The organism is Robinsoniella sp. KNHs210 (genome assembly GCF_000686105.1).
In the GTDB taxonomy this organism is placed as follows: Bacteria; Bacillota; Clostridia; order Lachnospirales; family Lachnospiraceae; genus Robinsoniella; species Robinsoniella peoriensis.
Genome location: NZ_JMLZ01000001.1, coordinates 1116702 through 1130861, shown reverse-complemented (window position 1 = coordinate 1130861; position 14160 = coordinate 1116702). Strand labels below are relative to the sequence as shown.

Genomic DNA, 14160 nt, shown 5'->3' with positions numbered 1-14160 from the left:
TGCAAATCGGGTCTTTCACTGCCTGTCTTTCACTGTTAATTCTTCTATTTTTGAAACTCACTGACATTTTCGCTATCGATAATATATGGCTCAATATATTTCTCTTTGGGAATTTCTTCTCCATGAATTACTTTGACTGCACTATCAATCATAGCCTGTCCTATCCCTTCCGGGTCCTGAGCCACATCAGCAATCCAAATACCGCCTTTTGCAATTTCATTGACTGCTTCCGGATTACCGTCGTAACCGATTACCTTAATCTCTTTTCCCGCACCATTAATAATAGTATAAGCGCTCATAGCTGCGGGATCCCCTACTGCAAATATCAAATCCAGGTCGGGATACTTTAACAGGAAATCCTGCGTAATGGCAGACGCTTTTTCCGCATCTCCCTGATAATTCTGCTCATCAACAACCTCTATATTTTCGCAGTTTGCTTCCAGATATTTCTTACATCCTTCTGCACGCAAAACACAATTTTCAACGTCATCATAAGTAATGATTGCAGCTTTTCCGCCCTCCGGCAAAGCCTTTTCGATGTATTTGCCTGCCAGTTCACCTCCCACATTCTCATCCGTACCAAAATGGCAGATAGAATCTCCATCCGATTTTGTAAATGCCGTTAACAATGGAATGCCCGCTTTGTTTGCCAGTTCCAGACAGCTATTGCTTCCCGCAGTAGATACCGGACAGATAATAATGGCATCCACCTTCTGTGTAATAAAATCCTGCACCTGTGACAATTGCTTTTCACTATCCGTATCTGCATCCATGAAAATGGCCTTTACTCCAAGTTCCTCGCACTTCTTCTCCATGGCTTCTTCTACCCTGTTATAAAACACATGGGTTCTGGTAAATATAGAGATACCTAACGTGATATCCTTGTTCTCCTTATCCTTCCCAGTCTGTGCCGCTGCCTCAGTTATGATTTCTTCCGCCTTTGTTTCTCCCACGGCATCTGCTGCTTCTGTTTTAGCGGCTTCTGTCTTATCCGTTCCTGCTGCTTTTGCCGCCTCTGTCTTTGCATCCTCAGTACCTGCTTTGGTATCCTGTGTCTGCGTTCCGCCTGAACATCCGGACAATACCCCCGTCATCATAACTAATGCCAACCCAATTACACCTATTTTTCTTAAACTCATATCCTTCTCCTCCATCTTTCTGTACTTTTACATCATAGTTTCATCTGATGCCCCATTGTATTTCATTATTTCTTCTGCTTTGTATTTCATTATTGTTCCTATCTAACTATTTAACTTTCAATCTTAACAGCTTCCACATTCCCTCCTTTTTCTGTGATTTTAGCCATATAGGATTTGCCTATCCCATCATCCGTGATGATAAGATTCAAATCTTTAAACTTGCAGATGCAGTATAAAGAATTTGTTCTGAATTTACTGCTGTCCGCCAGCACATATTTTTTTCTCGCTGACTTAAGCATACATTGTTTTACCCGGCACTCTTGCATATTGGGTGTAGTTAACCCATGCTCGGCGCTGATATTATTCGAACCCAGGAACACCCGGTCCACAACCACATTTCCTAACATATCTTCTGTAAACATGCCTACACAGGAAAGAATCTGGGATCTGACAAATCCTCCTGCAAAAATCAATTCCACCTTTTCACACTCCATAAGTTCACTGGCTATGTTAAACGCATTGGTGATTACAGTAAGATGATTCTTCTCTCCGGTCCTGATTAGCTTTGCCAGTTCCTGAACTGTGGTGCCGGCATCCAGTATAATTGTCTCGTGCTCCTTGATTTCGTCATAAGCTCTTTTCGCTATTTCTCTTTTTTCAACTATTCTTTCTTTTTCTTTCGTTGCCTGGCTTTGTTCAAATGCTGTTTCTTTTACTTTTACAGCACCCCCGTGGGTACGGATAATTAATCCTGCATTCCCTAATTCATTTAAATCCTTTCGGATAGTAACCTCCGAAACCCCGAATAAATCACACAATTCATTCACTGTTACCGATAAATTCGCTTCTACCGCTTTAATTATTTTTTCCTTTCGTTCTTCAATAAACATAAACTCATCTCCCATTCCAGTACTTTCAAATCCTTACATTTAATTTCGTTGTATTACGTTTGTTTTTGTTTGACCTTATAATATACCTTTCGGTTTTATTTGTCAAGTAATATTTACTATATTTTATCTCTATTTTTATATTTTATTATGCATTTTTACTAAAACGAAACCTTTTTATCTTTCGTTTTATTTTTATATTCAGATGTTTCTCTTAAAAACCTACTATTATCGTTCATTAGGCTTTCGTTTAAATTCTTGTGATGTTTCGATATTTTTTTTAAAACCGGAACGAAACTTTATCGGCTAACATAGCATTTAGCAGGTACCTTTTCCTTTCTTTCAATCAGTACCACCGGCTTAGCCGGTGGTTTGTTTTCCGCCCTATAAGGGCTCGTTTCCGGTACTGGAGTCTAAAGACTCATCGAAAGGTTCGCCAGCCGCAACGTCAGTTACCTGCTAAGCCCCTTGGGCTTATTTCTTTTTGCTTTTGTTTACTGGCTCACCCGTAAACGGGTCAATATACTCCTTCAAAGACATTTGATCATATTCCAAATCTTCCTTTAGTTGATTCCGAATATACTCTTCTATTTTTTTTGCATTTTTTCCTACTGTATCTACATAGTATCCTCTGCACCAAAAGTGTCTATTTCCATACTTATATTTGAGATTAGCATGTCTCTCATATATCATTAAGGTACTTTTTCCCTTTAAATACCCTACAAAATCTGACACACTTATCTTTGGCGGTATTTCTACTAACATATGAACATGATCTGGACAGATTTCTGCCTCCACAATATGCACTTCTTTGCGCTTGCATAACATACTTAAGATATTTGCAATATCCTTTTTCAACTCGCCATATATAATTTTTCTTCTATATTTCGGTGCAAAAACTATATGGTACTTACAATTCCACTTTGTGTGTGCTAAACTATTATTGTCCATTTGGACTACCTCCTTTGATTTATAAAACGGTTGGCGAACCTATTTTTATTATATCATTGGAGGTTTTTTACACAACGCTAAAGCTATTCCAACCACCCGCAGAGCAGGTGGTTTATATGTTCTCCAAAGTTCCGTTTTTCGGATCAACGAAAAACTCCTCAATGGAGAACAAGGCCATGCCCTAACAAAAAAAGCAGATGGATCAGCACGAAAAAGTACGCCATCTGCTTATGTCCGTTATATTGCATAACAAATAAAAGACCGTAGACAAAACATCATCTACGGCCAATATGTTATCTTTATAACCCTTATGAAAAAGTATCAAATTATCTTAGAAAACCAATTTACTCCAGTAAACGTCCACCTATACAAGACAATATTCTTTATATAAACTTTCTCTGGAGCCTTTATCCGTTACTGCTCTTTTTAAATCGATAGTACGATCATCATTCATTAAATATAATGTTAACTTAGCTAATAATTCTTCTCCTTCTATCCTTCCTTCTAATCTACCTTCACTTCTCATATCTTCAAATGCTTTACACATGTCATATTCCTCCTTATCTTCTACCTGTGCCTGTTCTATAATCTCTGTTAACTTTTCATTTTCGCCCAATAAGATGAAAATGATTTCTATCGTTTCTCTACTTAACCTGCTATATCTGACCTTATTTATCTTCACATGGGTTTTCATCCGGTTTTTATCATCTGCATACTTAATAATACCAAATACTTCTCTTAAATCAGTTTTAAAATATTCCAGATGTTCTATTTTTTTTACATCCAGAACGTGTATCCTATAATTTGGCAGGTATTGGCGTAAATTCTCCATTTCCTTAGGTATATCCAACATACTATGTAAATCCATGCAGCCATCCCAAGGTTTTTCACCAAAGTATACAATCAATGTAAAAACCGGCAGCAGTTTATCCTGTTTCTTCATGCCTGATAAAAATTCATCTGTACTGCCATAATCTCCTGTTTCTCTATATTTCTTTTTTAATTGCTGCACCTGATCTACATAATTCAAAGCATCATACAACATATTTCGAATTACCATTGCATAATGAATATGTTCCTGGTTCTCGCAGGCCAGGATCATAAAATTTGCGCCCGAAGCTGCCATTTTAATTATATCCCGGTTTCTTCGAACTACCCTTTTCCCAACTTCCTGATTACCCGGTATGCATTCCTGTGCGGAGTCCAATGGGGATAAATCTTCGAGATGTATGATTTGATTTCCCTCAAAACAAGCCCCATTATATAAGTCCGCAAAATGTTCCGGCTTTCCAAAAAATATCTTAGCTGCAATATCTCTTTCATGTGTCATAGATTCCTCCTTTTCATTCCGAATACAAAGACACAAAAATGAATGTAACGATTCTAAAGGGAAACGGTACGGAATATGTACCAAACGAAAAATAGAATTTTAAGAACTTTAGAAATAAGAGTTGATTCAATGAAATGTATCTATGTATTGCTTTTCTTTATTATACAATAAACCATTTTAAAATTCAAGCAGTATTTTTATATTTTGTGAAACGTGATTTCTATTTTAATTTCATTATATATTATATGTGATTTTTGTTCTTGCCAGTTCATAGGTTTATTGTCATAACAACTCTAAAGCCGTTATCATAAAACCGATTTGCATTCTTCCGGTTTCTGTGAAATTGTGGTCATAACTTACTTCCTTTTGTTATAATAAATTCTATGAGTTATAGCGCATATAACCTGCGCTATAACTCACATTTTATCGTATCGTATATTATTTTTTTATCTCAAGTAAAGGAATGGCGAAGTATTATATTACTGTTATATCAATCTCTGCTTTCTTACCATTAAAAGTTTTTGCCGTAATTGTTGTTTTTCCTTTCTTTTTTGCTGTTATTTTCCCAGTAGAGGACACAGATGCCACATTCTTCTTGCTGGAACTGTAACGCATTTTATAGCTGGCTGTCTTTGATGGGAAATTCACTTTTAATTGATATGTTCTGCCCTTTTTCAAAGTCTTTTTTGATACTTTCAGGGTGATTTTTTTAGGCGCTTTTCGTACTGTTACTTTGCAGGTTGCTTTCTTTCCATTCTTTGTCACAGCAGTTATCGTAGATTTTCCTGTTTTTTTGGCCGTGATTTTACCGGAAGCCGATACGGATACTACAGATTTTTTATCTGACTTCCATGTCACTTTCTGTGATGCCGTTAACGGAGAAACCACTGCCTTAAATGAAAATTTTTCCCCAACACCCAGCGTAATCAATGACTTATTCAATTTTACTTTAACAGGTGTTTTCGGATCTGGCTTTACAGGATTCTTTGTAAATTCTGCTGTCACTGTGAGATTATTCTTCAGCACATCACTTCTCTTCGCTGTTGTCACTCCATCGCTCCATCTGCGGAAACTATAGCCTGCTTTTGCCACGGCTGTTACTTCTTTCGTTGCGCTTCCTTCTTTCACTTTCTGCACTGATATACCACTGATGGATCCTCCTATGCCTGCCAGATAAGACGCTGTATATTCTTTTGCTTCCGGCTCTTCATTCATTACAAATTCTGCAGTAACTGTCAGATCCTTTTTCATTACATCACTTCTCTTTGCCGTTGTCACTCCATCGCTCCATCTGCGGAAACTATAGCCTGCTTTTGCCACAGCTGTTACTTCTTTCGTTGCGCTTCCTTCTTTCACTTTCTGCACTGACATACCACTAATGGTTCCACCTTCACCTGCCAGATAAGACACTGTATATTCTTTTATTTCCGGCTCTGCGTTCTTTACAAATTCCGCAGTAACTGTCAGATCTTTTTTCAGCACATCACTTCTCTTCGCCGTTAGCACTCCATCGCTCCATCTGTGGAAACTATAGCCTTCTTTTGCCTCGGCTGTTACTTCTTTTGTTGCGGTTCCTTCTTTCACTTTCTGTACTAACAGTCCAGTAATGGTTCCGCCTTCGCCCGGAAGATAGACAGCTGTATATTCTTTTATTTCCGGCTCTGCGTCCTTTAAAAATTCAGCAATAACTGTCAGGTCTTTTTTCAGCACATCACTTCTCTTCGCCGTTGGCACTCCATCGCTCCATCTATAGAAACTGTAACCTTCCTTTGCCACGGCTGTTACTTCCTTCGTTGCAGTTCCTTCTTTCACTTTCTGCACTGACAGCCCACTGATAGCTCCGCCTTCGCCTGCCAGGTAAGATGCCGTATATTCTGTTACTTCCGGCTCTTCTGCCTGTTCATTTTTTATCTCCTCTGCGCTTAATGCTCTATTGTAGATTTTCACATTGTCATAGGAACCTTTAAAATATGGATCCGGATAAAATGATTTACCCAGGTATGAAATCAGGTTCTCGCCCAGTTCACTGATATTACGGACACCCACTCCACTTGTTTCTCCTGCCTTTTCTCCATCTACATAGAGATACATTTTGTGATTTTCCATTACTACAGATACACGCATCCACTTATTCAGAAATTCATTCCCTTTTAGCTTAATTTCTTTTTCCAAAAAATTTCCTCTGGCCGTAATGGCATTTCGAATTTCATTGGGTCTTACTTTCAGGAACATATATTTATTAATATCCTTCCCAATAGCGAAGTCAAAATGGTACTCCTGGGTAGACTCGGCCTTAATATCCATTGATATTGTCAAATTATCCAGGCCATCAAAAAGCCCCGTTGGAAGCTGTGCATAAGTTCCTTCTGAACCATCCAGATACAACACATTGCTGCCCTTTTCTGCATCATACCTATATGCAGCCTTGCCAAAAAGCTGTCCGTCATTATTTTGCGCTTTGTCTTTTACTATACCTTCTTCGACCTTTTCTTCAAAATCATAGTTTAAAATAGCCTCGGTTTTTTCTTCAGCATATTTTTCATTATTGACTCCCCATTTTGCCACAAGGTTATCATATTCTTCCTGTGTAATAGGTATCACAGAACCATGTTTTGCACCATCCGTTAAGGTATAAGTGTTATCCGCTGCAACTTTCACACTATTTGGTTCATCCAGGTTATTCGTAAAGAACGGAACATATCCTCTTGCTGTCGGAAATCCATATTCGTCTACCAGGATACACCACTCATTACGGTCAGAGAACTTAAACATAGTAGGACCTTCGTAGGTACCCCGGAAAGTCTCCAGACATCCCGGCGCAGTATTTTCAATGCGCTGGAATTCCATGCCTCTTGCTGTAAAATCTCTGCCTCCGATATTATAAACAGGCGGCTCTGTATAATCCAGTAACTTTGGTGAGGATTGCAAATATACATACCCTTTGGCAGATTCCTTCAATAGCCGGTAGTAACTGTCTCCTTCTTTATATATATCTGCATCAATTGTATTAATGCCAGGATCTGAATAGAGTTCCGCTTCTGTAAAGGTTACAAAATCTCTGGTCTTGGATACAAAAATATACCCGTGTCCGCTGTCTCCAGTCAGGCCAGTCAGCGGGCTGGACCAAAATACCAGATATTCACCGGTTGTTTCATCATAAATTGCAGCCGGTGCCCATGCACATCCGGCCCCTATGCCAGAAGCCACATCTGCCGTCCTGCTCTCTGTCCAGTTGACTAAGTCAGTTGACTCCCATATTACCAATGCATTGCTGCCTATACTTGCCATCAAACCCCAATTACCGCCATATTTAGGATGGTGGATATCAAGATCTGTTCCAATCAGATAAAATTTATCTCCTTCCGGTGAACGGACGATGTAAGGATCTCTTACGCCCAAATCTCCCACGGCAGACTCAAGAATCGGAGCGTTATCATTTAACGCCGTCCATTGCAGCCCATCCTTACTTACACCAAAATAAATTTGCTGTAGGCTGGTTCCTACCACAAGCTCATTAAAATGGACATAAAGATATGCTGCATATTCTTTTTGAGCCGCTTTTTTCTTTACGGTCAGGTCAAACTCTTTCGTATCACTGATGTCTCCCAAAGTAATCGTAGCTGTAAGCTTTACCTGTTTGTCCTTCTCACCTCTGGTGACCACGCCTGCCGGAGTTTCAGCATATTCTTCATTTTCAACAGCTTTATCCGTTATTACATTTGTATCCGAACTTTCCCAGGTAATGGATGCCCCATTTAATTCTGTTGCAAGCGTAATATTTTCTACAACCGGATCTGCATTGTCTATGGCTAATTGTTCGATTGCTTCTGCGACTATAGAAGCATTTGAGATCACCATGAAATGAAAATCTCTCGTTTTTTCTATGCTTCCATAAATTACGGATGCTGTTAATGTTACCTCCGTATCTTCCGCTGCTTTAGTTACAATTCCTGTTTCCGATATGATCTGGGGATGTGAACTTGTCCAATTAATAGCTGCTCCATTCTTGCCGGTTGCAGGAAGATCCAGATCCCCTTTTGCTTCTCCTTCTTCCAGTGATAATTCAGAGATATCCATCTCCGCTTTTTCTTCGTCAGAGAGTCCCTGCTGCTCCGCATAGTTTCTCCATACCTGATCAGCATCCAGAGCATTATCATATACCCGGAAATAGGAGATGCTGCCCACATATCCAGGATCCGGATCAAACAGGGATTTTCCCAAATATCCAATGCAATTATCTTTTTTTGCATTGTTTATAATAGACTGTACAGAATAACCATGACTGATACTGCCTGACAGTTTTCCATTTATATAGAGATTAGCTGTGTTATTGTCTTGAAATACCATTGTCGCCCAAGTATCTGCACCGGGTGTAACCACATTATTTTTCATAACAAACTTTTCCCCTGCCGGTTTCTGTTTGAGGGCAAACACTGTATTACCTTCACTGCGCATAGGATTCAAAAATACATAATCCGCAGTATCTCTGGCACCCAGATTATATACCCAGGCATATGCCTTCTGACTGGTATTAAATTTCAAATCGATTGTAAAACTTTCGTCGTTACCAAATGTACCTTCCGGGAATTCTATATACTGACTCTTATTTCCGGTAAAAATAAGATTTCCCTCATTGATATCCCCTTGTCCCATGGATACCATATTTGCATTATGCCCGCCTGCCTTATCCTCTAATTTTCCATCTTCGGTCAGCGTCATCTCATAATTTGTAATTAACTGGACAGCCTCATTGGCAGATGCCTGACTTTCCTGCTCCTCTGCCTCCACTTGCATACTTCCCGGTATCGAAGTCAAAATCATAGTTGCTGTTAATATCGCCGGTATTACCCTCTTTACCCATTTTTTCATTGGTTTATCTCCTTCATAAATCAATTTAAATACCTTTTTGGGACAAGCACTTCTATATCATGCCTGTCCCTAATCAGACTACCTCACTTTAACAACGCACTTTGCTTTCTTACCATTGCTGCTCTTTACTGTGATTGTAATTTCTCCTTTCTTTAACCCTTTTACCACACCTTTGGAGCTGACAGAAGCAATCTTGCTGTCAGAACATGTCCACTTTAGCTTTTGTATGGTAGTGATTGGATTTCTCGTTACTTTCAAAGTCAGTCTCTTTCCTCGTTTCAGGCTCACTTTCTTACTTATTTTTAAACTCTTGGTTGCAACCTCTTTCTTTTGAACATGCACCTTTACTTTTGCTGTTCCACCCTTTGTACTGGTAACCGTAATTGTTGCCGTACCTTTTTTCTTTCCGGTAATCTGCAGGATGCCTTTTTTCAATTTTACACTGGCTATTTTTTTATCGCTGCTCTTTGCTGATTTTAACTTATCTCCTTTGATTGAAGAAGATTTTATTTTAACAGCACTTGTTGTTTGTTTGATACGCAAAGGGATTGAAGCTGCATTTAATTTTATCTTCGATTTCGTGACCGGTTTTACATCCGGCTTTGGAACTGGTTTTGGATCCGGTTTGGGCGTTGGCTTCGGGTCTGGTTTTGGTGTTGGCGGTATCACTGTTTTTGCCTTTACTGTTATTGCACATGAGGCTGATTTTTCGCCGGCTTTTACCGTAATCATTGCTTCTCCTGCCTTTAAGGCTTTTACTGTTCCATTTTCTACCGCAGCAATATCCGGTTTGCTGCTGATCCATTCCACACTCGGATCTGTTGCATCCTCCGGTGAAACCTGCGCATTTAAGGTAATACTCTCACCGATTTCCATAACTGCACTCTGTCTGTCTAAGGTAATATCACTTACTTTAATTTCTTTTTGGTATGGTACCTTGATTACAGAAAAAGACATAGCCGGTACCAGATATTTTATCTGTGAATTTACAATACTCTGTGTAGTTTCAACCGGTTTAATCCACTCATCACCAATTCTGTTTTCTCCACCAGCTTCTCCGCTCAGACAGATTATCTCCGCCTGATCAGATGCTAATTGGCATGGATAAGTAAGGGTGATATCCTTATCTACGTTGTCATGATTTACCAATTTCAGATATATGTACTCATCATCTTTGGAACAAACCTGGTAAATGTCATTTTGATATGGTTTTAAATTCCCAGAAAAATCATTGGATTTATCCACTGTATCTGATACATACCCGGCTTCTATTTTACCGTTTACACCATAATTAAAGGTAACTTTCATTTCATCATTTACCAGAACCGGAGTAAAATCTCCATAAAAACTATTGCCAATAACTACCTTTCCACGTCCGCTTCTTGCACGCTCAACAGCCGTCATTTTATTTTCCCAGCCGCCAATATTGTACCAGAAATAATTCTCGGTATCTTTTGCTCCTGCCCCTACCAGGAATCCTTCTCTTCCGGCAGTTTTCACTACAGTTGCTTCCACTACATAATCGTACCACTCCGGATTATTAATCGCCTGTGGAATCCATACTGCATTCATACCGCTTCCCTGTGAAAATGACATCTTCCCATTTGCGATATTAAAGCTGCCGGTAGATCCTGGTACTGCCTTCCAGGTCATCCCTGCTGCCCCGTTTGCAGTAAAGTTATCGTCCAGCAATACCTTACCATCTTCCCTGGTTACTTTTACATGAGATACATAGCCTTCCGATAACCAGGTTCCAATAATTGGACTTCCTGTATTCTGAGAATAATTTTCGCCCTGCTTTTCAAGTGTGGTATTGACCACCTGGGTACCATAATTTTGTGCAAACATCTGCTGTGTATAATAGTTTGGTGTTGCAAAACTGTCATATTCATCAAAATGTATCATATTCTGTGACCAGTTAGTGCTTCCGATTTTTTCAAACAATGGTGCATAAGATGCATGGCGGACAATATCTCCATTTCTTTCAATACCGGTCATATACGCTGCATCACAAATAGCAGATTCTAAATTATTATTGCGGTTGTCCTGAAGATGAGTTGCATACTCTCCAAGGAATACGTCACTTCCTCCATTTTCTTTTCTGGCATAGTAGTCGTAACGGTCGTCAGAATTCAGCATGAATTCCTTCGACTGATAATAGTGCTCATCTACCAGGGTTTCTCCAGGATTTTTTTCATTAAGCCAATCCCACGCAAAACGATAATTCTCATCTTCTGCAGCCGGACCGGAAGAAGAAATTATGGTAATCTTTCTGTCTGGATAGTTGGCACTAACATAACTTTCCACATAGTCTTTAATATACTCAAAATTATTAAGGTATTTTTCTTTCCAATTTTCATTTCCGATCCCGATGTAGTTTAAATTAAAGGTATCTTCATGTCCATTTTCTGCTCTTTTTTCTGCCCATTCGCGCTGCGTAGGATCACTGCTCGACACGCTTCCCCAGCAGTAGTCAATTAAATTTGTCGCATGCTGTGCAAATTTATCCAGTTCTTCTCCTTGCGCAGCCGGTGCATTATCCCCATTTGCGAACTGACAGAAGACACCTGCACTTAAAATTGGAAATGGTTCTGCCCCTAAATCTTCACATAATTTCAAAATTTCGTGGTAACCAAATCCATAGGACTGCATATACCCATATGTATTGGTGTAAGAGCCATTATCACTTGCCCACTGGTTTCCAATTGCTTTCCTTTCCTCTAAAGGCCCAATGGAATTCTCCCAGTTATAGTAACTCTCTCTGCCCGCATTTCCCTCAATGATGCAGCCTCCCGGGAATCGGATGAAACTTGGATTCAACCCCTGGAGCTTTTCAACCAGATCTTTTCTGATTCCTTTTCCATATGCATAGTTGGTATCACCATATCCATAGGTATTCTGCGGACTTAAAGAAACCATATCCATATTCAGCACAGCTCTGTCTTCTGCACCGCTGATAGAGAGAACCAGCTTGCCTTTCTGGGTCTTCTTTGATTCCAGAGTTGCCGTTGCTTTATGCCATGTTCCATCGTTTACCAGATCAATAACTGCTTCCTCTGTCAGATCTTTGCCTGTTTCACTGATTACTTTTACCTTCAACGTTCCGGCATAATCACTATCAGCCTTAGTCCAGACAGAAAAGTCGAAGGATTCCCCCTTCACCATTGGCATTGCAGCAGAATTCGGGTTATTCATTGGAGCAAACCCGCCATTTTGCAGAATCATGTTTCCGGTAATCTGTGCATAATTTGTATTCTTTTCGTTTAATCCGCCATTCTGGGATACTACGAAACGGTTATCCGCATCGCTGACCCAGTGTAATTTCCAAGAGTACTGATTTCCTCTTCCAGGTTCGGATATACTGATTGTATTGAAATAATTTTCAAAAGAATAATTCTTTACCATTTCCGGATACAGTCCACCGTCTGCTGCACTATTGATATCCTCAAAGAATAATCCAATCATCTGCTGGCTGATATCCGCTCCCTGATCGTATGGATCCACTACCATAGAATAAACGGTATCTCCATTTGGAATGACCGTGATATCAAAGTTTTTTGCATCACTTTTGGATCCGCTGGTTAATCTTGCTGTCAGATGTACCGTAGCTGTTTCTTCCGGGTTTATTACCGTACCATCTGCCGCAATAATGTCCGTGCGATCACTTTCCCATTCAACTTTTACGCTGCCATCTAAAAGGGTATCCGTGAGCGTAATCTTTTCAACAAAGGAACAATTTACCTTACCATTCCTGATCTCAGGTATTGTCAGTTCTTTCTTTGCTCTATTCAATAAATCTCCTGATGAAGTACCTCCGTAGTAGAGATCCGCAATATCCTGCTCCGAAAGTGCCGTATTATAAATTCGCAGGTCTTTAACTCCACCTTTATAAAACATATCTTTATATGGCGACTTACCAATGTAAGATACCAGATTTGATCCAAAATCGGAAACAGTCAGATTCAACGGATATGTTTTATATTTTACTCCGTTTAAGTATCCTGTGATATTATCCGGTGTAATAACAATAGAATAAAGCTCCCAGTCACTGCTGGTAGCCGGTCCATCAGATGGATTGCCGGAAGCTCCCAGACCGATTTCCGTACTAAAAGGCGCAGATGCATTATAAGAATTTGTCATAACTGCCTTCATGACTCCCTTCGGATTCATAGGATCCAAAATAAAATACTGGGTCGGCATGTCCTTATTAACACTATTTGCCTCTGTTCCAAAATAAAACCCCCCATAATTTCCTGCACCTGTTTTATTCTGCAGCCATAATGAAACTGTCAGGGTATCCTGACCATCAAACAATCCTCTCGGCAGTTCAACATAACCTGCCCCACTTCCATAATTTCCTCCTGGAAATGCCAGAATACTGTCTTTTGCTGTCAGCTTGTTACCTCTGGCTACAGCATCATGATTACTGCCTGATACATCTTTAATTGTAGTACCATTTGGCACATTGTCAGACAGCTCTTTAAAATCATAATGAGCTATCAGACCGGACACCGCTTTTTCCTCTGTCTGCGCAAATGCTGTAGCCGGCACACCAGTCGCCATGACACAGAAAGCCAATGCAAAACTCAAAACTCTTTTTGCCTTTTTTTTGAATCCTTTTGTCCTTTTTTCCTCCATAAGACTATCCCTCTCTTTATAATAGTTTTCCAGATAGATACAACACAGAGTTTATATTTATCTTATTTAAATAATATCACTCTCTTATTATATATGATACGGAGTATTTTATGATTTTTGTTTGAATTTTTATCAGAATATGTTATTTTTTATGTTTTCAAATGATTTCCTGACTATTTCTAAGACGAAAGAAAATATATTAGAGGTGGGAAAATGAAACTCAATTATTATCATTATAACCTACTTGAAAAGATTATGTATTTATAAAAATCACTCATCTTTGTACACTTTTATGATTTGTTTTGAATCTCTTCGATGCTGAATTGACGGAAAATTACCAGGCACA

The 14160-nt window shown here is 39.3% G+C and carries 6 protein-coding genes; all 6 read right to left on the bottom strand.

Annotated features, from left to right (window positions below):
* Window positions 1-44: 44 nt before the first annotated feature.
* The 6 genes from CD03_RS0104285 to CD03_RS0104260 all read right to left on the bottom strand — a co-directional run bounded on the left by CD03_RS0104285 (window position 45) and on the right by CD03_RS0104260 (window position 13814).
* Window positions 45-1139 carry a substrate-binding domain-containing protein gene (locus tag CD03_RS0104285; protein WP_027292572.1) on the bottom strand — a complete coding sequence of 365 codons (1095 nt, stop codon included), beginning with the start codon at window positions 1137-1139 and terminating at the stop codon, window positions 45-47.
* A gap of 110 nt (window positions 1140-1249) precedes the next feature.
* A complete protein-coding gene (locus CD03_RS0104280; protein ID WP_027292571.1) occupies window positions 1250-2029 on the bottom strand; it encodes a DeoR/GlpR family DNA-binding transcription regulator in 780 nt (259 codons plus the stop codon).
* A 471-nt stretch (window positions 2030-2500) separates the two neighbouring features.
* A complete protein-coding gene (gene tnpA, locus CD03_RS0104275) occupies window positions 2501-2977 on the bottom strand; it encodes an IS200/IS605 family transposase (protein ID WP_027292570.1) in 477 nt (158 codons plus the stop codon).
* 364 nt (window positions 2978-3341) lie between these two features.
* Window positions 3342-4307 carry an Rpn family recombination-promoting nuclease/putative transposase gene (locus tag CD03_RS0104270; protein ID WP_044288898.1) on the bottom strand — a complete coding sequence of 322 codons (966 nt, stop codon included), beginning with the start codon at window positions 4305-4307 and terminating at the stop codon, window positions 3342-3344.
* Window positions 4308-4781: 474 nt separating this feature from the next.
* On the bottom strand, window positions 4782-9176 hold the full coding sequence (locus CD03_RS35765) for an InlB B-repeat-containing protein (RefSeq protein ID WP_027292568.1): 4395 nt from the start codon (window positions 9174-9176) through the stop codon (window positions 4782-4784).
* A 78-nt stretch (window positions 9177-9254) separates the two neighbouring features.
* Entirely contained in the window at window positions 9255-13814 is a 4560-nt protein-coding gene (locus CD03_RS0104260; RefSeq protein ID WP_027292567.1) for an Ig-like domain-containing protein, read from the bottom strand.
* Between the last annotated feature and the right edge of the window lie 346 nt (window positions 13815-14160).